This is a genomic window from Mesorhizobium sp. C264A, from assembly GCF_040324515.1.
GTDB lineage: Bacteria > Pseudomonadota > Alphaproteobacteria > Rhizobiales > Rhizobiaceae > Mesorhizobium.
Map to the genome: position 1 here is coordinate 1,153,955 of NZ_JAMYVY010000002.1, position 19,789 is coordinate 1,173,743.

Annotated in this window: 23 protein-coding genes; 14 read left to right on the plus strand and 9 right to left on the minus strand. The window is 62.8% G+C overall.

Annotation, left to right across the window (positions count from 1 at the left end; genetic code table 11):
* Positions 1-9: 9 nt before the first annotated feature.
* The 3 genes from NKL04_RS24590 to def are packed head-to-tail and all read right to left on the minus strand — an operon-like array spanning position 10 to position 1,999.
* Entirely contained in the window at positions 10-516 is a 507-nt protein-coding gene (locus tag NKL04_RS24590) for a GNAT family N-acetyltransferase (protein WP_023692998.1), read from the minus strand.
* Positions 513-1,463 carry a methionyl-tRNA formyltransferase gene (fmt, locus tag NKL04_RS24595; RefSeq protein WP_023701972.1) on the minus strand — a complete coding sequence of 317 codons (951 nt, stop codon included), beginning with the start codon at positions 1,461-1,463 and terminating at the stop codon, positions 513-515. The genes NKL04_RS24590 and fmt overlap by 4 nt, the downstream gene beginning before the upstream one ends.
* Positions 1,464-1,468: 5 nt before the next feature.
* A complete protein-coding gene (gene def / locus NKL04_RS24600; RefSeq protein ID WP_023673213.1) occupies positions 1,469-1,999 on the minus strand; it encodes a peptide deformylase in 531 nt (176 codons plus the stop codon).
* Positions 2,000-2,102: 103 nt separating this feature from the next.
* On the opposite strand from def, the gene NKL04_RS24605 reads away from it, so the two are divergent.
* Positions 2,103-3,356 carry a DNA recombination protein RmuC gene (locus tag NKL04_RS24605; protein ID WP_023701971.1) on the plus strand — a complete coding sequence of 418 codons (1,254 nt, stop codon included), beginning with the start codon at positions 2,103-2,105 and terminating at the stop codon, positions 3,354-3,356.
* Positions 3,357-3,457: 101 nt separating this feature from the next.
* Here the strand turns inward: NKL04_RS24605 and NKL04_RS24610 are convergent, their stop codons facing one another.
* From NKL04_RS24610 to NKL04_RS24625, 4 genes are all read right to left on the minus strand, one after another.
* Positions 3,458-4,264 (minus strand): class I SAM-dependent methyltransferase, encoded by an 807-nt coding sequence (locus tag NKL04_RS24610; protein WP_023701970.1) that lies wholly within the window; start codon positions 4,262-4,264, stop codon positions 3,458-3,460.
* Positions 4,265-4,345: 81 nt separating this feature from the next.
* Entirely contained in the window at positions 4,346-4,750 is a 405-nt protein-coding gene (locus NKL04_RS24615; RefSeq protein ID WP_023673210.1) for a GFA family protein, read from the minus strand.
* 77 nt (positions 4,751-4,827) lie between these two features.
* A complete protein-coding gene (locus NKL04_RS24620) occupies positions 4,828-5,781 on the minus strand; it encodes a cation diffusion facilitator family transporter (protein ID WP_023701969.1) in 954 nt (317 codons plus the stop codon).
* A 110-nt stretch (positions 5,782-5,891) separates the two neighbouring features.
* Positions 5,892-6,701, minus strand: coding sequence for a transglutaminase-like domain-containing protein (locus tag NKL04_RS24625; protein ID WP_023701968.1), 810 nt, complete (start codon positions 6,699-6,701; stop codon positions 5,892-5,894).
* A gap of 213 nt (positions 6,702-6,914) precedes the next feature.
* On the opposite strand from NKL04_RS24625, the gene NKL04_RS24630 reads away from it, so the two are divergent.
* Positions 6,915-7,040 carry a hypothetical protein gene (locus NKL04_RS24630; protein WP_006200611.1) on the plus strand — a complete coding sequence of 42 codons (126 nt, stop codon included), beginning with the start codon at positions 6,915-6,917 and terminating at the stop codon, positions 7,038-7,040.
* A 205-nt stretch (positions 7,041-7,245) separates the two neighbouring features.
* Positions 7,246-7,560: a quaternary ammonium compound efflux SMR transporter SugE gene (sugE, locus tag NKL04_RS24635; protein ID WP_023681326.1), complete on the plus strand. Its 315-nt coding sequence runs from the start codon at positions 7,246-7,248 to the stop codon at positions 7,558-7,560.
* A gap of 88 nt (positions 7,561-7,648) precedes the next feature.
* Here the strand turns inward: sugE and NKL04_RS24640 are convergent, their stop codons facing one another.
* A complete protein-coding gene (locus tag NKL04_RS24640) occupies positions 7,649-8,077 on the minus strand; it encodes a DUF6481 family protein (RefSeq protein WP_023673205.1) in 429 nt (142 codons plus the stop codon).
* Between the two features lie 234 nt (positions 8,078-8,311).
* Between NKL04_RS24640 and NKL04_RS24645 the strand changes: the two genes are divergently transcribed.
* The 7 genes from NKL04_RS24645 to pmtA all read left to right on the plus strand — a co-directional run bounded on the left by NKL04_RS24645 (position 8,312) and on the right by pmtA (position 16,321).
* The gene (locus tag NKL04_RS24645) at positions 8,312-9,373 is read left to right on the plus strand and encodes an LLM class flavin-dependent oxidoreductase (protein WP_023681325.1); all 1,062 of its coding nucleotides are present in this window, start codon (positions 8,312-8,314) and stop codon (positions 9,371-9,373) included.
* 110 nt (positions 9,374-9,483) lie between these two features.
* The gene (locus tag NKL04_RS24650; RefSeq protein ID WP_023681324.1) at positions 9,484-10,653 is read left to right on the plus strand and encodes an AI-2E family transporter; all 1,170 of its coding nucleotides are present in this window, start codon (positions 9,484-9,486) and stop codon (positions 10,651-10,653) included.
* Positions 10,654-10,735: 82 nt separating this feature from the next.
* Positions 10,736-10,939, plus strand: coding sequence for an arylamine N-acetyltransferase (locus NKL04_RS24655; protein WP_023681323.1), 204 nt, complete (start codon positions 10,736-10,738; stop codon positions 10,937-10,939).
* 22 nt (positions 10,940-10,961) lie between these two features.
* Entirely contained in the window at positions 10,962-11,960 is a 999-nt protein-coding gene (locus NKL04_RS24660) for an LLM class flavin-dependent oxidoreductase (RefSeq protein ID WP_023673201.1), read from the plus strand.
* Between the two features lie 371 nt (positions 11,961-12,331).
* Positions 12,332-14,248 (plus strand): molecular chaperone DnaK, encoded by a 1,917-nt coding sequence (dnaK, locus tag NKL04_RS24665; RefSeq protein ID WP_023673200.1) that lies wholly within the window; start codon positions 12,332-12,334, stop codon positions 14,246-14,248.
* A 219-nt stretch (positions 14,249-14,467) separates the two neighbouring features.
* The gene (dnaJ, locus tag NKL04_RS24670; RefSeq protein WP_023681322.1) at positions 14,468-15,598 is read left to right on the plus strand and encodes a molecular chaperone DnaJ; all 1,131 of its coding nucleotides are present in this window, start codon (positions 14,468-14,470) and stop codon (positions 15,596-15,598) included.
* Between the two features lie 117 nt (positions 15,599-15,715).
* Positions 15,716-16,321, plus strand: a complete 606-nt coding sequence (pmtA, locus tag NKL04_RS24675) for a phospholipid N-methyltransferase PmtA (RefSeq protein WP_023681321.1) — start codon at positions 15,716-15,718, stop codon at positions 16,319-16,321.
* 95 nt (positions 16,322-16,416) lie between these two features.
* Here the strand turns inward: pmtA and NKL04_RS24680 are convergent, their stop codons facing one another.
* Entirely contained in the window at positions 16,417-17,325 is a 909-nt protein-coding gene (locus NKL04_RS24680) for a LysR family transcriptional regulator (protein ID WP_023701965.1), read from the minus strand.
* A gap of 122 nt (positions 17,326-17,447) precedes the next feature.
* Here NKL04_RS24680 and NKL04_RS24685 point away from each other — a divergent pair, with 122 nt between their 5' ends.
* The 4 genes from NKL04_RS24685 to NKL04_RS24700 all read left to right on the plus strand — a co-directional run bounded on the left by NKL04_RS24685 (position 17,448) and on the right by NKL04_RS24700 (position 19,787).
* Positions 17,448-18,059 (plus strand): LysE family translocator, encoded by a 612-nt coding sequence (locus NKL04_RS24685; protein ID WP_023714463.1) that lies wholly within the window; start codon positions 17,448-17,450, stop codon positions 18,057-18,059.
* Positions 18,060-18,179: 120 nt separating this feature from the next.
* A complete protein-coding gene (locus tag NKL04_RS24690; protein ID WP_023701964.1) occupies positions 18,180-18,776 on the plus strand; it encodes an NADPH-dependent FMN reductase in 597 nt (198 codons plus the stop codon).
* Positions 18,773-19,486, plus strand: coding sequence for an orotidine-5'-phosphate decarboxylase (gene pyrF, locus NKL04_RS24695; RefSeq protein ID WP_023701963.1), 714 nt, complete (start codon positions 18,773-18,775; stop codon positions 19,484-19,486). Before NKL04_RS24690 ends, pyrF begins: the two co-directional genes overlap by 4 nt.
* 13 nt (positions 19,487-19,499) lie before the next feature.
* Entirely contained in the window at positions 19,500-19,787 is a 288-nt protein-coding gene (locus NKL04_RS24700; protein WP_023701962.1) for a DUF1330 domain-containing protein, read from the plus strand.
* Positions 19,788-19,789: the final 2 nt, after the last annotated feature.

Sequence of the window (19,789 nt, forward strand, 5' to 3'; positions counted from 1 at the left end):
ACCCTTCGTTCAGGCGGCGAGTGCGGTAAAGGCCTGGGCGTAGACCAGTTTGCCTTTTTCGGGTGCGTCACCCCAGGCCAGCGCCTGCAGCGCTTCGCCCTGATATTCGCTCTCGAACTTTTCGGCGCGCGCATGGCTGTAGCCGAAGCGGCCGTAATAGGCCGGATCGCCCAACACAACGGCGAGCGTCTCGGCGCCATCCCTGAGGCGGATATGCGCCTCGCGGATCAGCGCACCGCCAATGCCCGAGCCGTGGAACGAAGGTTCCACCGCCAACGGCGCCAGCGCCACGGCTGCGAACTGCTTGCCGCCGTTCTGGACGAACAGCCTGGAAAACAGGATGTGGCCGACCACCTGGCCGTCTTCTTCCGCCACCAGTTCGACAACGGCGTCGCCGCCGGTGACCAGAGCGTCGACCAGCCCGGCCTCCGCCTGCTGGCCGAATGCGTGTTCCTCGACCAGGCGTATGGCCTCGCGGTCCCGCGGCGTCGCGCCGCGTATCGACATCATGCTCATGAGAACTTCATTCCTTTTTCGATCTTGGCCCCGCGCAGAAACTCCTGCGCGGCAGCAGGCTTTCCGCCCGCCCGTTGAACTTCGACCAGCCTGACCGCGCCCGACCCGCAGGCGACCGTCAGCCGGTCATCGAGAATTCCTCCCGACTCGCCCATGCTTTCAGAAAGCGTACCTTCAGAAAGCGTCGAGCGAAGCAGTTTCAGCCGTTCCGTGCGGCCGCCGATGTCGGCCTCGCACCAGGCGCCCGGGAATGGCGACAGGCCGCGAATGTGATTGTGGACCTCCGCAGCCGGGCGCGTCCAGTCCACACGTGTCTCCGACTTATCGATTTTCCTGGCGTAGGTCACCCTGTCAGCCGCCTGCAAAGTCGATGCCAGGGTATTTGTCTCCAATCGGGACAGCGCTTCCACCATCAGCGTGGCAGCAATATTCATCAAGCGGTCGTGCAGATCGCCGGCCGTCATGTCGGGCTCTATGGCGCATTTTTCAACCAGTGCCACCGGACCGGTGTCCAGGCCCTCTTCCATGCGCATCACCATCATGCCGGTTTCGACGTCGCCGGCCATAATGGCGCGCTGGATGGGAGCTGCACCACGCCAACGCGGCAAAAGCGAGGCGTGGCCGTTGAGGCAGCCGAGGCGCGGAGCCTCCAGAATACCCTTCGGCAACAGCAAACCATACGCGACGACGACCGCGACATCGGCACGCAACGCATGGAAAGCAGCTTGCTCGGCCTCGCCCTTCAGCGACAGCGGCGTGCGCACTTCGATGCCCAGCCGCTCAGCCTCGCGCTGCACCGGCGACGGTGTCAGCTCCAGCCCGCGGCGGCCCGCGGCGCGCGGCGGCTGGGTGTAGACGGCTGCTATCTCGTGCCCGGCCTCGGCAATCGCGCGCAGCACCGGCACCGAAAACTCCGGCGTGCCCATGAAGATGACGCGAAGCGGCATCTTCCCTATCCCACCAGCTTGCCCGGCGCCTTGTCCTTGGCGAGCTTCTTGAACTTCTTGACCACCATGTCGCGCTTCAGCTTCGAGATGTGGTCGATGAACAGCACACCGTTGAGATGGTCGATCTCGTGCTGCAGGCAGGTCGCCATCAGGCCTTCGGCCTCGATCTCCTGCAGCTTGCCGTCGCGGTCGAGATATTTCACGCGCACCGAGGCGGGACGCTCGACCTCGGCGTAATAGTCCGGGATCGACAGGCAGCCTTCCTCGTAGACCGAGCGAGCGTCGGCGCTTTCGAGGATTTCGGGATTGATGAACACATGCGGCGCCGGCGGCTCGTCTTCCTTGGCGAGGTCGATGACCAGCATGCGCAGCGGCTCGCCGATCTGGATTGCGGCCAAGCCGATGCCCGGCGCATCATACATCGTCGCCAGCATGTCGTCGGCCAGTTTGCGCAAAGGCGCGTCGACGCGTTCGACTGGTTTGGAAACCTGGCGCAGGATGGGATCGGGAAGGATGATGAGCGGCTTGATCGACATGGCGCCTCACCTAAAACGTCGCAGGAGAAGCGTCAACCGGTGCGAATCGGTCTCGTTCACGTTTTGATCTGTGCCAGGTCTGCGAATCGGCTATGCTGGCGGGATGAACGACCTGAGCACCATCCTTTCCGAACCCGTTGCCCGGCTTGGCGCCACGACGATCACGCTCGGCCATGCACTGACCCTCGGCGCGCTGGTGTTTCTCGGCCTGTTCCTGGCGCTTGTCGTGGCGCTGTGGCGATCGGCCAAGGCGCGCACCATCGCCGCGGCGGAAGCCGCCGACCACGCCCGCGACGCCGAGGCGCGGATGGCCGGCATTTTGCAAAGCCAGGCCGAGATGCAGGGCCGCATGGGCGCCATCGCCGACGTGTTCGGCGCAAGGCAGGCCGAACTCAACCAGTCGATCGGCCAGCGCCTCGACGCCATGACCGGCAGGCTCGGCCAAACCTTGACCGAACAGACCAAATCGACGCATGAGAGCCTCGCCAAACTGCAGGAACGGCTGGCGGTCATCGACACCGCGCAAGGCAACATCCAGTCGCTGGCCGGCCAGGTCGTGCAATTGCAGGCGATCCTGTCCAACAAGCAGACGCGCGGCGCCTTCGGCCAGTCGCGCATGGAGGCGATCGTCGCCGACGGCCTTCCGATGGGCGCCTACGAGTTCCAGGCAACGCTGTCAAACGGCAGCCGTCCCGACTGCCTGGTCAGGATGCCGAACGGTGCGCCGCAGCTTGCCATCGACGCCAAGTTTCCGCTGGAAGCCTGGAACGCCATCCGCGCCGCCGATGGCGCCGAACAACAGAAGATCGCGGCCCAGGCTTTCCGCCGCGACATCGAAATTCACGTCCGCGATATCTCGGAAAAATACCTGATCCAGGGCGAGACGCAGGACACCGCCTTCATGTTCGTGCCGTCGGAATCGGTGTTCGCCGAAATCCACGAGAATTTCGACGCCGTGGTCCAGAAGGCGCACCGGGCGCGTGTCATCATCGTCTCACCGTCGCTTTTGATGCTGTCGATCCAGGTCATCCAGGCCATCCTCAAGGACGCCCGCATGCGCGAACAGGCGCATCTGATCCAGGGCGAGGTGATCCGGCTGATGGAAGACGTCGCGCGCATCGACGAACGCGTGCGCCGGTTGCAGACGCATTTTGGCCAGTCGGCCAAGGATATCGACGAGATACTGGTGTCGACGTCGAAGGTGACCAAGCGCGGCCAAAAGATCGAAGCGCTGGAGTTTGCCGAAAGCGAAGCCGAAGTGCGCGGTGGCGGACCCGCCAAGGCCGAAGCCGGGGTGCGGGTGGCGGATTCCAAGACGGGGCAGCTCAGGCTACGTGTCGTCGAAGGCGACGATTAAAGCGCGTCGCGCTGAACGGATTCATACGACGCGCTTTAAAAGTCTTTGTTTTGATGCATGTCGTTGTCCCAGAACCGCGGCACACTTCTGGGCGCCATGCATTAGACCGTAGCCACGATCACGTGCGCCTGGATCTTGGCCGCAACCTCGCCGCTGCCGTGTCTGGCTGCAATCACGGACGCGGCGTGATCGGTTGCGGCTTCCAGTTTTCCTCTGGCCTCGATTTCGTTGCGAAGCGGAGTTCCCTGGCAATAGGCAACCGCCGGAAGGCGCGGCGAGGAGGCACGGCTTTGTTCGGCCCTCGTGTCGATCACCACACGGGAGAAACCTGCGGCTTCCAACTCGCCGCGGATCAATGCAGTGTCATTGTAGCCGTGCGGCGTGCGGGAGAGAAAGCGGGGCGGATCGTTCGGAAAAATCTCCGCAAGAGCATTCGTCACATCATTGGCGAATACATTCTCTTCAATGCGATCCCACACGTTGAACAGGAAATGGCCGCCGGTCTTCAGGATCCGCTTTGCTTCGCGATAGCCGGCGGCTCGGTCGGGAAAGAACATCGCGCCGAACTGACAGCAAACGAGATCGAAAGCCGCATCTTCGAACGGGAGCGCCAGAGCATCCGCCTGACGCCATTGTATACGACTGTCGGGAGCTTGTCGCGAGGCCGCGTAGTCGAGCATAGGCTGGTTGAGGTCGGTCACGACATAGCTTGCGCCGGGAGACAGTTTTGGAGCCAATGCGCGGGTGACAACGCCGGTGCCGGCGGCGACTTCCAGGACGGCGCCGGGCGACAAGGACGCTGCCCGTCGTGCCAAATCCGCGGCGAACGGCTCGAAGATCAACGGCACCATGTAGCGGTCGTAGTTTTCCGGAATCGAGCCGGCAAACACTTTGTCCGTTTCCGACATTGCTATCCCCCGCCATCCGTTTGATGGGTAGCCTAGCACATTATTGGCTGGTTTGGGCCGCGTTTAACCGGGAGGCAGGTGCTACTGCGCCTCTACGATGCTTACGCCCTCGAATTCCGGAAGCCAGTGCAGGGCCGATCGGTGCCATTTCTGTTGGGTCGGAACGAGATCCTCGCGTTGCCGCGCGGTCCCCGCCCTGATCCCATAGACCTTCGGCCCGTCGCCAACCGACGTTGCGTAAAGATGCGAACCGCAGTCGCCGCAGAACGCCTGGGCACGCTTGGCGCCGCTCGATCCCGTCTTGATATAAACCTTCGGTGTGCCCTTTGTGATCCTATAATGATCCTCAGGCGCGGGAACAGTGACACGAAAGGCGGTACCGGTCAGTTGCTGGCAGTCGGTGCAATGACAGATAGAGGTCTTTTCCGGGTCGACGTCTGCTTCATAAGTTATGGCGCCGCAATGGCACCCACCATCGATTTTCATCGTTGATTCTCCGAAATCCGTCGGGTGATCTTAGCGGGACCAGGCGATGGCGCCAACGGTGGACTGCTGGTCCAGAACTAGTCCGACGCCGCCTCGACCTGCTTGCGCCGGTGCTCCCAGGTTCCGGTCGTCTGCGGCTTGACGAACAGTCTGGTGATCTCCGGCATTTCTTTTTTCAAGAGCGCCTCGATGCGCTCGACACAGGCTTCGATCTCAGGCGCCGTCAGATGGTCCTCGAATTCGATGCTCAGCCCAGCGACGATCTGTTGCGGGCCGAGATGGACGGTGAGAACGCCGTTGGCCCGCTGCACTGCCGGATCCTGCTGGGCGATGGCCAGCACCTTGGCCTGCACTTCCGGGGAGGCCGGCTCACCGATGAGCAATCCCTTGCTTTCGCGCGCCAGAAAGATGGCGGTGGCGCCGAGGATCATCGCGATGCCGATCGAGGCGACGCCGTCGAGTTCGGGCATGTCGAGGAGTTCGGCCGCCAATATGCCGGCGAAGGCGACGAACAGACCGAGCAGGGCGGCGCTGTCCTCGAACAGGATCGTGTAGACGCTCGGATCCTTGCTCGATTGCACGGCCTGCAGCCAGCCTTGCTTGCCCTTCTGCTGGCGGAACTCCTTCAGCGCCACGTACCAGGAGCTGCCCTCGAACAGCATTGAGAGGCCAAGCACAATGTAGTTGATTTTGGGATTGGCGACCGGCTCAGGCGCCATGATGTGGACGACGCCTTCATAGAAGGACACGCCGGCGCCGAGCGCGAATACGAGCAGGGCGACAATGAAGCTCCAGAAATACAGCTCGCGGCCATGGCCGAGCGGATGCGTGCGGTCCGGCGGGCGGGCGGCGCGGTGCATGCCGTAGAGCAGCAGCCCGCCATTGCCGGTATCCACCAGCGAGTGCACGCCTTCCGACAGCATCGCCGAGCTGCCGGTGAAGAAGGCGGCGACGAATTTGGTCACAGCAATAGCGAGATTACCGGCGAGCGCCGCGTAGATGACCGTCTTCGACCCGCCATGTGCTGCCATGCTGTCCCTCCAAGGAACCTGATGTAACGCCCCTGAGCTCCACAGGCATCACAACGCACGAATCGCCCGGTCGTTCAGGGTCTTGTAGGCCAGCTTGCGGAAAGACGCCCCTATTCGATGATCTCGTCCGTCCACACCTTGAAACCAGCCAGCGTGCCCGGTCCGAAGATGTGGGTCAGCGGCACGTCGGCGGCGTCGCGGCCGGAGGCGATCAGGATGCGGCCGATGCGTGGCGAATTGTTGCGCGGGTCAAAGACATGCCAGCGGCCACCGAGATAGACCTCCATCCAGGCTGCGAAATCCATGCTCGCCCAAGGTTTGGGCAGGCCGATGTCGCTGATGTAGCCGGTGCAGTAGCGGGCCGGGATGTTGAGCGCACGGCAGAAGGTGACGGCGAGGTGGGCAAAGTCACGGCAGACGCCGCTTTGCTCCCGATAGGCTTCCGCCGCGGTGCGGGTCGGCCGCGCATTGCCGTAGCTGAAGACGATGTGGTTGTGGACGAAGTCGCAGACCGCCTGGACGCGCGCAATGCCAAGCGGCGTATGCCCGAACAGCCGCCAGGCTTCGCTGGCCAGCAGATCGCTCTCGCAAAAGCGGCTCGGCAACAGGAAGAGCAATGTGTCCGACGGCAGATCGCGCACCTCGTGCTGCCAGGCCATCAGGTCGCCCATCTCGAACGTGCCGGGGTCGCGGATTACCGAATCGGTGCCGAAGGTGAAGCGACCGGGCGGGGCGACGAAGCGGTTGCACCAATTGCCGAAACTGTCGCGGTAGCTCTGGATCGGCACCGGCGGGTTGGAGGTCAGGAAATCCGGGCGCTCGAGATCGGAGGCCCTGGAGTAGTGGACGTTGAGCATCGCGATCAGCGGCGTTTCCTGCGGAAAATCGAAACTCATCTCGCTGCCGATGCGGATTCGCATTGTCGTCCTGACCGCACTGCCTGATCATCGCCGGGCGAAGGCATGGCCGATGCTGCAGTGCGAAGGCAACCATGGCACGGACCGGAATGGTTTACGAGCAAATTAGAAACCGGTTGAAAGCGGCCCGACGGCGCCGGCGACAGACGCCCGCCCCCTTGCAGTCCGGCGTTTCTCTTGTTTCACTTGGCCTCCCAGCAACTGGAGGAACGAATCATGGCTAAAGGTGCGATGAAGGCGGGCAAGGAAGCTCGGAAGCCGAAAAAAGACGCCAAGAAGCCCGCAGCTGCTCCGGCACTCAAGGCGCCGCCCGTCAAGGCGATGAGGCTCAAGGAAAAGTAAGCCCGCCTCGGAAGATCTTGGACGGTTGAAATCCGGACAAACCGTTTCGGCGCAGATTTTGACACCGGCGGCATGAACGATGCGGCCGGTGTTTTGTTGATCGCACCGGCGCAGCCGCTTGTGTCGAAGCGGCGAGGACGACCTCGCGCCTTCCCATAAATCGGCCGGGACGGCCCGCCATGCTCATGGAATGGAGTGCATCCCGATGTCGTGGATTTTTCTGTTTTTCGCCGGCCTGTTCGAAATCGGCTGGGCGATCGGCCTCAAATACACCGACGGCTTCTCGAAGCCGCTGCCGACGGTGCTCACCGTCGCCTCGATGATCATCAGCCTGGGCCTGCTTGGCCTGGCGCTGAAGACGCTGCCCGTCGGCACGGCCTATGCGGTGTGGACCGGCATCGGCACGGTCGGCACGGCGCTGCTTGGCATCTGGCTGCTGGGCGAGCCTGCGACGGCCATCCGGCTCGCCTGCATTGCGCTCATCGTCTGCGGCATTATGGGGCTGAAGCTCGCCGCCTGAGCTCCGAGGCATCAAACCCTTAAATTAGGCAAACGCCTTCAGGGCCGCTGGAAGGCGACCCTGATGTCCGATCGTTTCGATCGAAGCGTTAGCGGGCGGAGAAGCCCGGAGGCGTCCTGCCGGTACGCTGCTTGCGCGCCGCATAGCGTGCGTCGCGCTTGGCCTTGCGTTCGGCTTCGTCGGCCAGCAAACGGGCAATGCGCTCGTTTTCTTCGGCTTCCTTGATCTTCGCTTCAGCCTGCGCTGCCTCTTCGGCCGCAATACGCGCCGCTTCGGCTGCTGCCTCGCGCTCGGCCTTCTCGACCGCCTCGCGTGCCAGCTTTTCCTGCTTCAGCCTGGCCTTTTCGGCCTCGCGTATTTCGCGAGCCTCAAGAATCGCCTTGCGTTCGGCCTGTTTGGCCAGAACCGCAGGATCATCAGCCGCCGGCTTTGACTTGAAGCGCTCCAGAAGCGCCTTCTTTGCCTCGTTCGCGGCATTGCGCCGCTCGAAAATGTCTTTTTCCCTGTAGATAGCCAAGTCCACTTCCCTGAAGTCAATTCGCGACGCTTACATACGCGCGAAAACCGAGAGTTCAAGCGCCAAAACGGTATGCCAGCCATGAAAGTTTAGGCTGTTGCAGCCGGGAGACGCGTTTTCCCTGAAACAAAGCCGGCCGAAACCGACATGCACTGTTCACTATCCGCCCCTCTGGCGGCCGGGGCGGCTCGCCGCTACCTCTAGCGGCAAATCAGAACATTTGGATGACATGCCATGGAACTCGGTCTCTACACTTTCGCCGACGTCAGCCCGGAGCCCGGCCCCGGCGCGATCGGCCCGCATCAGCGACTACGCAATCTGATCGAGGAGGTCGAGCTGGCCGACCAGGTCGGCCTCGACGTCTTTGGTCTGGGCGAACATCACCGCCCCGACTATGCCGCGTCCGCGCCGGTGGTGGCGCTGGCCGCTGCCGCCGAACGCACCAAGCGCATCAAGCTGACCAGCGCGGTCACCGTGCTGTCCTCCGATGATCCGGTGCGTGTCTTCCAGCAGTTCGCAACGCTCGACCTTTTGTCGGGCGGCCGGGCCGAGATCATGGCCGGGCGCGGCTCGTTCATCGAATCCTTCCCGCTGTTCGGCTACAATCTCGAGGACTATGACGAGCTGTTCGCCGAAAAGCTCGACCTGCTGCTGGCCATACGCGACAGCGTCAAGGTCACCTGGTCCGGCAATCTGCGCGCGCCCATCAACGACCGCGGCGTCTATCCGCGGCCGCTGCAGGACAAATTGCCGATCTGGATCGCAATAGGTGGAACGCCGCAGTCTGCGGCCCGCGCGGGGGTGCTCGGCCTGCCGCTGGCGCTGGCCGTCATCGGCGGCGAGCCGGCGCGGTTTGCACCGCTGTTCGACATTTATCGCGATGCCGCCAGGCGGGCCGGTACCGACCCCTCGGGCCTTGCCACCAGCATCAATGTGCACGGCTTCATCGCCGGGACCACTGAACAGGCGGCCGACGATTTCTACGGCCCGCAGGCCGAAGTGATGAACCGCATCGGCCGCGAGCGCGGCTGGGGCCCGACCTCGCGGGCGCATTTCGATCAGTCGCGTGGTCCGAACGGCGCGCTGTTTGTCGGTAATCCGGAGCAGGTGGCGGAAAAGATCGTCGCCCAGCACAAGATCTTCAACAATGACCGCTTCCTGCTGCAGATGGCGATCGGCGCCATGCCGCACGCCAAGATCATGAAGGCGATCGAACTGTACGGCACCAAGGTGGCGCCGATCGTGCGCAAGGAGACCGCCAAGCCCGGCGTCGCCGTCGCAGCGCCAGCCGCCTGAGCGACGGGCGGCCCGGATTGAGGGCCTTGCCGGCTAACGGAACCTTGGGCTTGCAGAGGCGTTTCCGTCAGGGGAATGCACCAATTGCGGTGCGCCGCTGAGGGAAAATCATGAAAGCCGAACCCGCCGCTTTGGGTGCTGGCCTTGCCGAGACCGAAGAGGCGAGAGTTGTGGCGCGTGCCGACACGCATCTGATGCGTTCGCTGCTCATCGGGATCTTCCTGTTCATGGCCATCTACGCGCTGTATTTCGCGCGTGCTTTCTTCATGCCGGTCATCCTCGCCTTCCTGCTGACGCTGACGCTGACACCAATCGTCCGCTTCCTGCGCAAGCGCGGCATTCCGGAAGTGGTTTCGGCGACAATGTTGGTCGTGCTGTCGATCTGCGTCTTCGGCGTTGCCGGCTATCTGCTCAGCGGCCCGGTCATCGACCTTCTCAACAACACCTCGTCGATCGGCCAACAACTTACCGAACGGCTGGCGCAATTACGGCGTCCGCTCGAGAGGATCATGCAGATCTCGCATCAGATCGAACAGATGACGGAGACCTCGCAGGAGCCGGGCATCCAGAAGGTGGCGATGGCGCAGTCCGGCGTCCTGTCGGCCGCCGCCAGCAACGTCCTGTCGGCGGGGACAAGCCTGACCATCATCTTCGTGCTGTCGCTGTTCCTGCTGGCGTCAGGCACGATGTTCTATGAGAAGATCATCCAGTCCTTCGCCAGCCTCAGTGAGAAGAAGCGGGCCTTGCGCGTCGTCTATGACGTCGAGCGCGAAATCTCGCATTATCTGCTCACCGTCACCGTCATCAATGCCGGTCTCGGCGCGGTTATCGGCCTTGGCCTGTGGGCGCTCGGCATGCCCAACCCGCTCGTCTGGGGAACGATGGCGGCGCTGCTCAACTTCCTGCCCTATGTCGGCGCGCTGATCACCATCGTGCTGGTCAGCGTCATTGCGATGATCAGCTTCGACTCGATCACCTACGCGCTTTTGGCGCCGGGCTTCGTGCTTTTGTGCGACATCGTCGAAGGCCAGTTCGTTACGCCGATGGTTGTCGGCCGACGCCTCGAGATCAACGCCGTGGCGATCTTCATCGCCATCGCCTTCTGGTCTTGGCTTTGGGGCTTTGTCGGCGCGCTGATGGCGGTGCCGCTGCTGGTCGTCGTCAAAGTGTTCTGCGATCATTTCGATGGCCTCAGCCATGTCGGCAATTTTCTCGCCGCACAGCAGACGGCCGTGGTGGAGGAGGAAGCGGCCGAAGAGAACGGAAAGGCCGCGCCATAAGCTTGCCGCGCCTGTCCGTCATCCCGCATTTGTTGTCTTCAGGCGGAGTGCCTATATCGAGCCGGTCAAGCCGGACCCTGCGATGAACGATGCCTCCTTCGACCTCGATTCCTATTTCGACCGCATCGGCTATCGCGGTCCGATCGATGCGTCGCTCGACACGCTGAGCGCGCTGCATCGCCAGCATCCGCAGGCGATCCCGTTCGAGAATCTGGACCCGTTGCTTGGTGCCAGCTCGACATCGTCATTCCCGACCGCGCCTTCGAAACCAGGGTCAGGCAGTTGAACATCGTAAAGGCTTGAGGCCCATGACCGCACTTTCCGTTCTCGACCTGTCGCCGATCGTCGAAGGCAGCGACGCCTCGCAATCGCTGGCAAATTCGCTCGACCTGGCCCGCCATGCCGAGCGGCTCGGCTACAGGCGCTACTGGCTGGCCGAGCACCACAACATGCCGGGCATCGCCAGCGCGGCGACCGCCGTGGTCATCGCCCATGTCGCCGGCGGCACCAAGACCATCCGCGTTGGCGCCGGTGGCATCATGCTGCCCAACCATGCGCCGCTGGTGATTGCCGAGCAGTTCGGCACGCTGGCGGCACTGCACCCCGGCCGCATCGACCTCGGCCTCGGCCGCGCGCCCGGCACCGATATGGGAACAGCGCGCGCGCTGCGCCGCAATCTCGAGGCGTCAGACAATTTCCCCCAGGATGTCGTCGAGCTGATGGGCTATTTCCAGCCGGCCGCGGAAGGCCAGCGTATCCACGCCGTGCCCGGCGAAGGCCAGAAGGTGCCGGTCTGGATCCTCGGTTCCAGCCTCTATGGCGCGCAGCTCGCCGCCATGCTCGGCCTGCCCTATGCATTTGCCTCGCATTTCGCGCCGGCCGAACTCGACCATGCGCTGGAGATCTACCGTTCGCGCTTCCAGCCTTCGGAACAGCTGGACAAGCCCTATGTCATGCTCGGCCTCAACGTTTTCGCCGCACCGACCGATGGAGAGGCCAAACTGCTGTTCACCTCGTTGCAGCAGGCCTTCGTCAATCTGCGCACGGGGCGGGCCGGCCGCCTGCCGCCGCCGGTCGAGGGCTATGACCAGACGCTCGAGCCGATGGCAAAAACCATGATTTCGCAGGCGCTGTCCTGCGCCGTCGTCGGCTCCCCCGAAACCGTCCGGCAAGGCATAGACGCGTTCGTGCGCCGCACCGGCGCAGACGAGCTGATGGTGACCGCGCAGATCTTCGACCATGCGGCACGCGTGCGCTCGTTCGAAATCCTGGCCGAGGCGCATAAATCGCTGTCGCAGGCCGCGTGACGCTTTTGCCTGTGTCTGCTGTGGGCAGGCGCCTTCCTCAGCCAGGAGCCGCCTCTCTCACGCATAGGTGACGTTTTCTTGTGGTTTCGAAGCCCTGACTGGGCGCTTCGCCGGGGGATCGCGCAGATCCTGGGGTTTTGAGCGCGGTTTGAGCACATCCGGGCCGCCGGGCGGCTGTTCAAAGGCGCCAAGCGCGGCGCGGTGGATGCCATGCGCAGAATGCTTGCGCCCGATGCCGCCTGTTCTTATATACGCGCCAAGCCGCCCAGTGCCGGAATGCCGGTTGCCGGAGCGGAATTTCTTGTGAACAGGGGCTTTCGTCGGAACGCCTTACGGGTCCTGAGAGCCTGCTTAGCGGAGAGACTAGAAAAATGGCAAAAGTAATCGGTATCGATCTCGGCACCACCAACTCCTGCATCGCCATCATGGATGGCAAGGAGCCCAAGGTCATTGAAAATGCGGAAGGCGCGCGCACGACGCCTTCCATCGTCGCCATCTCGGGCGACGGCGAACGTCTCGTCGGCCAGCCGGCCAAGCGCCAGGCGGTCACCAATCCTGAAAACACCATCTTCGCGGTCAAGCGCCTGATCGGCCGCCGCTATGACGACCCGGTGACGGAGAAGGACAAGAAGCTTGTCCCCTACAAGATCGTCAAGGGCGACAATGGCGATGCCTGGGTCGAGGCCGGCGGCAAGAAGCAGTCGCCCAGCCAGATCTCGGCCATGATCCTGCAGAAGATGAAGGAAACGGCGGAGGCCTATCTCGGCGAGAAGGTCGAGAAGGCGGTCATCACCGTTCCGGCCTATTTCAATGACGCCCAGCGCCAGGCCACCAAGGACGCCGGCAAGATCGCCGGCCTTGAGGTGCTGCGCATCATCAACGAGCCGACGGCTGCAGCACTTGCCTACGGCCTCGACAAGAAGGATGGCAAGACCATTGCCGTCTATGACCTTGGCGGCGGCACGTTCGACATTTCGGTGCTCGAAATCGGCGACGGCGTGTTCGAAGTGAAGTCGACCAATGGCGACACCTTCCTCGGCGGCGAGGATTTCGACATGCGTCTCGTCGAATACCTGGCGGCCGAGTTCAAGAAGGAACAGGGCATCGACCTGAAGAACGACAAGCTTGCGCTGCAGCGCCTCAAGGAGGCGGCTGAAAAGGCCAAAATCGAGCTGTCGTCGACGACGCAGACCGAAATCAACCTGCCCTTCATCACCGCCGACGCGACCGGCCCCAAGCACCTGACACTGAAGCTGACCCGTGCCAAGTTCGAGCAGCTGGTCGACGATCTCGTCCAGCGCACCATCGAGCCCTGCAAGGCAGCGCTCAAGGATGCCGGGCTGAAGGCTGGCGAGATCGACGAAGTGGTCCTGGTCGGCGGCATGACCCGCATGCCCAAGATCCAGGAGATCGTGAAGCAGTTCTTCGGCAAGGAGCCGCACAAGGGCGTCAACCCGGATGAGGTCGTCGCACTCGGCGCCGCAATCCAGGCCGGCGTGCTGCAGGGCGACGTGAAGGACGTGCTGCTGCTCGACGTGACGCCGCTGTCGCTCGGCATCGAGACGCTGGGTGGCGTGTTTACCCGCCTGATCGAACGCAACACGACCATCCCGACCAAGAAGAGCCAGGTGTTCTCGACCGCTGAAGACAGTCAGTCGGCCGTGACCATCCGCGTCTTCCAGGGCGAGCGTGAAATGGCTGCCGACAACAAGGCGCTCGGCCAGTTCGACCTGGTCGGCATTCCGCCGGCGCCGCGCGGCGTGCCGCAGATCGAGGTCACTTTCGACATCGACGCCAACGGCATCGTCAACGTTTCGGCCAAGGACAAGGGCACCGGCAAGGAGCACCAGATCCGCATCCAGGCCTCTGGTGGCCTTTCGGACGCCGACATCGAGAAGATGGTCAAGGACGCCGAAGCCAATGCCGAGACCGACAAGCAGCGGCGCGCCTTGGTCGAGGCCCGCAACCAGGCCGAGGCGCTGGTGCACTCCTCCGAGAAGTCGCTGAAAGAATATGGCGACAAGGTTTCGGAAACCGAGCGCACGGCGATATCGGAGGCTATCACGGCGCTGAAGGCTGCTGCCGAAGGCGACGATGCCGCCGACATCGAGGCCAAGTCGCAGACGCTTGCCGAAGCATCCATGAAGCTCGGCCAGGCCATGTACGAAGCTTCGCAGAAGGAAGCGGCGGAAGCCGACGCCAAGGCGGACGCGGCCAAGGATAGCGATGTGGTCGACGCCGATTTCGAGGAAATCGACGAAAACGACGAGAAGAAGAAGTCGGCCTGACCGGTTGACGGCAAATAAAGCGGAAAGCCCGGCGCAAAGCCGGGCTTTTTTGCAACCCTCGCTGAAAAAGTGCGGGCCTTGCCGAAAAAGTCACTGAAAAACACAGGCACAAGCGCGCCGGCCCTAGCATCCGGGCAGCACCGCTCCTAAATCGAGACAACGTGCCGGCAAACGACGCAACATGCATCAAGACGTTGAGCATCCGGACTGCGGGAAAAGATGAAAGCTGATTTCTACGAGACGCTGGGCGTGCAAAAGGGCGCCGACGAGAAGGAGCTCAAGAGCGCTTTCCGCAAGCTGGCCATGCAGTTCCATCCCGACCGCAATCCCGGCGATCACTCATGCGAGCATAAGTTCAAGGAAATCAACGAAGCCTACGAAACGCTGAAGGACCCGCAGAAGCGCGCGGCCTATGACCGTTTCGGTCACGCCGCCTTCGAGCAGGGCGGCATGAATGGCGGCGCGCAAGGTTTTGGCGCCGGCGGCTTCGCCGACATTTTCGAAGATATTTTCGGCGACATGATGGGCGGGCGCCAGCGCCGCTCGTCGGGCGGCCGCGAACGCGGCGCCGATTTGCGCTACAATATGGAAATCACGCTGGAAGAAGCGTTTGCCGGCAAGACCGCGCAAATCCGCGTGCCGGCCTCGATCTCATGCACGGAATGCTCCGGGACCGGCGCCAAGCCCGGCACCCAGCCGGTGACCTGCTCGATGTGCCATGGCCACGGCAAGGTACGAGCGACGCAAGGCTTCTTCTCGATCGAGCGTACCTGCCCGCAATGCCAAGGCCGCGGCCAGACGATCAAGGACCCGTGCCCGAAATGCGCCGGCCAGGGCCGCGTCACCGAGGAACGCTCGCTGTCGGTCAATATCCCGGCCGGCATCGAGGACGGCACCCGCATCCGGCTTGCCAATGAGGGCGAGGCGGGCCTGCGCGGCGGCCCATCGGGCGACCTCTATATTTTCCTGGCGGTGAAGCCGCATGAATTCTTCCAGCGCGACGGCGCCGATCTCTACTGCAAGGTGCCGATATCGATGACGACGGCCGCCCTTGGCGGCTCGTTCGAGGTGACGACGCTGGACGGCAGTCAGACCAAGGTGAAAGTGACCGAAGGCACGCAGAACGGCCGCCAGTTCCGCCTCAAGGGCAAGGGCATGCCGGTGCTGCGCCAGCCCAATGTCGGCGACCTCTATATCCAGACCGCGGTCGAAACGCCGCAAAACCTGTCGCGCCGCCAGCGCGAGTTGCTGGAAGAGTTCGAGCAGCTGTCGTCGAAGGACAATTCGCCCCAGTCGAGCGGCTTTTTCGCCCGCATGAAGGACTTTTTCGAATCCTTCGGCGAGCACTGAACCCAAGCCAAGGCCGCCACGCTTCCCAAACGTCATCAACATCTTATGCCAGATCGCGCCTTGCCTTGGACCTGTTAGCTGCTAAGTAGCGTTCGGGGAGTGTTGAGGAGAACTTGCATGGCACGTGGTCCGGGATTGCGGAAGGCGCTGGCGGAAAAGTTCGACGACGAACTCAAATTCTTCAAAGGCTGGATCGACAAGCCGAAGTCGGTCGGTTCGATCGTGCCGACAAGCTCCGTCACCGCCCGCAAGATGGCTTCCATCGTCAATCCGAAGTCCGGCCTGCCGGTGCTTGAAGTCGGCCCCGGCACAGGCGTCATCACGCGTGCAATCCTCGCCCAGGGCGTTAAGCCCGAAAACCTCTATGCGGTCGAATATTCCACCGATTTCGTGCGCCATCTGCGCCAGCTCTATCCCGGCGTCAACGTCATCGAGGGCGATGCCTTCAATCTCAACGCCACGCTTGGCGAGAAGAGCGGTATGGTTTTCGATTCCGTCGTCTCCGGCGTGCCGCTGCTCAATTTCCCGGTCGCACAGCGGATCGCCTATATTGAAAGCCTGCTAGACCGCATCCCGGTTGGACGGCCGATCGTGCAGCTGACCTATGGGCCGTTGTCGCCGATCCCGCCCGGCCGCGGCAATTACACGGTCAAGCATTTCGACTTCATCTTCCGCAACATCCCGCCGACGCAGCTGTGGATCTACCGGCGCGAAGCGCATTAGCTGGTATTGGGGGCGGGAGAAGTCTCTGGCGCCTTGTAGAGGATCGACGTCTCCCGAAGGAAGCTCGATTGAGGGTCGATCCACATCCTTGACTGTTATCCGCCTCGCAAACTCGTGGCGACTTCTCTGATCGCCGCGCACATGGCCCGCACGGCCGTTGCTTCGGCGCTGCTGGAGAACAGAAGCAGCAGAGGCCGACGCGCACGCGGCTCCAGAGGACGCCTCGCGACGGTTCGCTGCCAATCGGCCGGAAACGCCAGGCCTGGCGCAATCGACAAACCGCGCCCGGCCCCAACCAGAGCAAGCAGCGCCGCCATATCGCTCGCCGACAGGATGACAACTGGCGCAACGCCAAAATCCTGGAACAATTCGGCAAGCATTGGTCCGCAGCCGCCGCTCGACATGATGAATGGCTGGCCGTCGAGAGCGCGGATCGGAAATGACCCGCCTTGGACTGAGTTCTTTTGCGATGACGCCACAAAGAGTTCGTCGTCGACAAGTTCCTCGGCTTGGCAATTGCCGGCGATGTAGGACAGTCCAATATCGGCGGCACCGCGATCGACCCACTCCGCCACCTCGGTATCCGTGCCCAAGAGCAGTTCGACAGCAAGCTCCGGGTGCCGGACGGAAGTAATGTTCAACGCATATGGAGCAATCTTTACCGAGGCGCTGCTGACCAGCGCGAGCCGTACTCTGCCTTTGATGGAGTGTTCCCGTAGGCCGGCAAGACGGCCTAAAGCATGCAAAGCGGCGCGCGCCGCATCCAAAGCCGACTCGCCGGTTGCGGTGAAAGCGACACCGCGCCGATCACGTATGACGAGGGGCGCGCCAACGATCTCCTCCAGCGCCTTCATTGCATGGCTTATGGCCGATTGAGAAAGACAGAGCCGCTCGGCGGTTTTCGTGAAGCTGCGCGTCTCGCTGAGCGATGTCAGGACGCGCACCATTGTGATGTTGATATTAGCTTTGTTCATGGCTGCCGAAATATCTTTCATTTCGCTCATATTAAAGGGCGCTGTAGGTTTGTGAAGATGAGGGAAACGACCCTCGAAATCGCGGCGAGCGGCTTCCTGGCCTCTCTGGCATGCAGGCGTGCGGTACGACGAGCCTGAAATTGGAGCTTCGCATGAGCTACCTTCCGCAATTCCTGACACTTGCTTCAGTGTTCCTGCTCGGCGCCATGAGCCCGGGACCCGATTTTGTAGCCGTGACTTCCCATGCGCTGATCAGCCGTCGCGCGGGGTTCCATGTGGCGCTTGGCATTGCCGCAGCGATCATGGTGTGGGCGGCTCTCGCGATGTTTGGCCTGGGCCTCGTGCTGACGCAGATTGCATGGGCTCACCTTGCCGTCCGGATCGCCGGCGCCGTGTATCTCGGTTACCTGGGCAGCAAGATCCTTTTGTCGGCTTGGCAGGCGCAGCCACCGCTGGCCGTCAGTGGCGCAGAGACTACGGCTCCCTGGCGAAGCGGCTTCGTTGTCGGAATTACAAATCCGAAGACGGCCGCCTTCTTCGCGAGCCTGTTCATATCGGTATTGCCGATGCAGGCTCCGATCTGGGTCCAGGCAGTGTCCCTGGCCATAATCGGGCTGGTCGCGATGGCGTGGTTTGGGCTTGTCGCGCTAATGTTCTCCACAAGAAGGGTTCGGTCGGTATATGGCAGCGTCCGCAGGCCGATAGATGCCTTGCTCGGAGTTGCACTCATCGCGCTGAGTGCAAGAATTGCGGTCACCCACTAGCAATAGCCCAGCTGCTCGGCACACCTTCGCGCGCTTGCCCCCCGATCGTTTCCGTTTTTTGGGCCAGTGCGTTGATTTGCGCAGCCTCTGGCTGTACCTGTCCGGGAACAAGAGTGGCCAATGGCTGTGATCGCGAAAATCCTCGTCTTCGCCGGCTCGGTGCGCAGCGGCGCCTTCAGCGGCAGGACCGCCGATGTGGCGCAGAAGGAGCTGGCCATGCAAGGCGCCGAGGTGACGCGCATTTCGCTGGCCGACTATCCGCTGCCGATCATCGACGAGGACCTCGAAAAGGAAAAAGGCGTTCCCGACAACGCCGTGAAGCTCGGCCGGCTGATCGCCGCCCATGACGGGCTGCTGATCGCGACGCCGGAATATAATGGCTCGATCCCGCCACTGCTCAAGAACACGATCGACTGGGTAAGCCGGGTGCGCCTCGATGGCGGCTGGCCGGTGAGGCCATTTGTCGGCAAGGTCGCCGGCCTGTGCTCGTCTTCGAACGGACATTTCGCCGGGATCCGCTGCATCAACCATCTGCGCGCCGTGCTGGTGCGCTGCCAGCTGGAGATGGTGACGCCGGAATGCTCGGTATCCGATGGCGGCAGTGCCTTCGACGGCGACGGCAATTTCAGGGATGATAGACTGACCAAATCGATGGAGCACCTATGCCGCACGCTGATCGAAACCTCGCGCATGCTATCGACCCGGACCGGGGCATGATTTCCACAGCCATGCAGGCCCATACCATGAGAGACAGGCTGATCGTCGGCCTCGACGTGCCGACGGTGAAAGAGGCCGAACAGGCGGTGCGCGAACTCGACGGCGTCGTCTCCTTCTACAAGATCGGCTATCAGTTGGCCTTCGCCGGCGGGCTCGACTTCGCCAGGGAGTTGGCCAGCGGCGGCACCAGAATCTTCCTCGACATGAAGCTGCTCGACATCGACCACACGGTGGCCAAGGGTGTCGAGAACATCGTGCGCATGGGCATGACCATGCTGACCATCCACGCCTATCCCAAGGCGATGCGGGCCGCGGTGGAGGCCGCCAGGGGCAGCGACCTGTGCCTGCTGGCGGTCAGCGTGCTGACCTCGATGGACGAGCAGGACGTGATCGACGCCGGCTATGAATATGACCCGCACACGCTGGTGCTGAGGCGCGCCGAACAGGCGCTGCATGCAGGCATGGGCGGCGTCGTCTGCTCGGCCGAGGAGGCGGAAGCGGTGCGCCGCATCGTCGGACCCGACCTGGCGGTGGTGACGCCGGGGATACGGCCCAAGGGCAGCGACCATGGTGACCAGAAACGCGTGGTGACGCCCGGCCAGGCGATCCGCAACGGCTCCAGCCATCTTGTTGTGGGCCGGCCAATCGTGGCGGCAAGCGACAGGCGCGCGGCGGCGGAAGCCATACTGGAAGAGATGCGCGCCGCGTAACGAGGAGAAGAAAATGCGCAAGGGATACTGGATAGCCCGCGTCGATGTGCGCGACGCTGAAGGCTACAAGGACTATGTCGCTGCCGCCAAGCTCGCTTTCGACCGTTTCGACGTGAAGTTCCTTGCCCGTGGCGGTGAGCATGAAAAGGCCGAGGGGCCTGGCCGCGCCCGCAATGTCATTATCGAGTTCGAATCGCTCAGCGCGGCGCATGACTGCTACCACTCGCCGGAATACCAACGCGCCGTCGCCATCCGTCAGAAAGTGGCCGATGGCGAGATCGTGCTGGTCGAGGGTATCTGACG

Bases quoted from the DNA above. Each gene is read 5' to 3' on its own strand.
- NKL04_RS24590 (WP_023692998.1), bottom strand. From the start codon at position 516: ATGAGCATGATGTCGATACGCGGCGCGACGCCGCGGGACCGCGAGGCC.
- fmt (WP_023701972.1), bottom strand. From the start codon at position 1,463: ATGCCGCTTCGCGTCATCTTCATGGGCACGCCGGAGTTTTCGGTGCCG.
- def (WP_023673213.1), bottom strand. From the start codon at position 1,999: ATGTCGATCAAGCCGCTCATCATCCTTCCCGATCCCATCCTGCGCCAG.
- NKL04_RS24605 (WP_023701971.1), top strand. From the start codon at position 2,103: ATGAACGACCTGAGCACCATCCTTTCCGAACCCGTTGCCCGGCTTGGC.
- NKL04_RS24610 (WP_023701970.1), bottom strand. From the start codon at position 4,264: ATGTCGGAAACGGACAAAGTGTTTGCCGGCTCGATTCCGGAAAACTAC.
- NKL04_RS24615 (WP_023673210.1), bottom strand. From the start codon at position 4,750: ATGAAAATCGATGGTGGGTGCCATTGCGGCGCCATAACTTATGAAGCA.
- NKL04_RS24620 (WP_023701969.1), bottom strand. From the start codon at position 5,781: ATGGCAGCACATGGCGGGTCGAAGACGGTCATCTACGCGGCGCTCGCC.
- NKL04_RS24625 (WP_023701968.1), bottom strand. From the start codon at position 6,701: ATGCGAATCCGCATCGGCAGCGAGATGAGTTTCGATTTTCCGCAGGAA.
- NKL04_RS24630 (WP_006200611.1), top strand. From the start codon at position 6,915: ATGGCTAAAGGTGCGATGAAGGCGGGCAAGGAAGCTCGGAAGCCGAAA.
- sugE (WP_023681326.1), top strand. From the start codon at position 7,246: ATGTCGTGGATTTTTCTGTTTTTCGCCGGCCTGTTCGAAATCGGCTGG.
- NKL04_RS24645 (WP_023681325.1), top strand. From the start codon at position 8,312: ATGGAACTCGGTCTCTACACTTTCGCCGACGTCAGCCCGGAGCCCGGC.
- NKL04_RS24650 (WP_023681324.1), top strand. From the start codon at position 9,484: ATGAAAGCCGAACCCGCCGCTTTGGGTGCTGGCCTTGCCGAGACCGAA.
- NKL04_RS24655 (WP_023681323.1), top strand. From the start codon at position 10,736: ATGAACGATGCCTCCTTCGACCTCGATTCCTATTTCGACCGCATCGGC.
- NKL04_RS24660 (WP_023673201.1), top strand. From the start codon at position 10,962: ATGACCGCACTTTCCGTTCTCGACCTGTCGCCGATCGTCGAAGGCAGC.
- dnaK (WP_023673200.1), top strand. From the start codon at position 12,332: ATGGCAAAAGTAATCGGTATCGATCTCGGCACCACCAACTCCTGCATC.
- dnaJ (WP_023681322.1), top strand. From the start codon at position 14,468: ATGAAAGCTGATTTCTACGAGACGCTGGGCGTGCAAAAGGGCGCCGAC.
- pmtA (WP_023681321.1), top strand. From the start codon at position 15,716: ATGGCACGTGGTCCGGGATTGCGGAAGGCGCTGGCGGAAAAGTTCGAC.
- NKL04_RS24680 (WP_023701965.1), bottom strand. From the start codon at position 17,325: ATGAGCGAAATGAAAGATATTTCGGCAGCCATGAACAAAGCTAATATC.
- NKL04_RS24685 (WP_023714463.1), top strand. From the start codon at position 17,448: ATGAGCTACCTTCCGCAATTCCTGACACTTGCTTCAGTGTTCCTGCTC.
- NKL04_RS24690 (WP_023701964.1), top strand. From the start codon at position 18,180: ATGGCTGTGATCGCGAAAATCCTCGTCTTCGCCGGCTCGGTGCGCAGC.
- pyrF (WP_023701963.1), top strand. From the start codon at position 18,773: ATGATTTCCACAGCCATGCAGGCCCATACCATGAGAGACAGGCTGATC.
- NKL04_RS24700 (WP_023701962.1), top strand. From the start codon at position 19,500: ATGCGCAAGGGATACTGGATAGCCCGCGTCGATGTGCGCGACGCTGAA.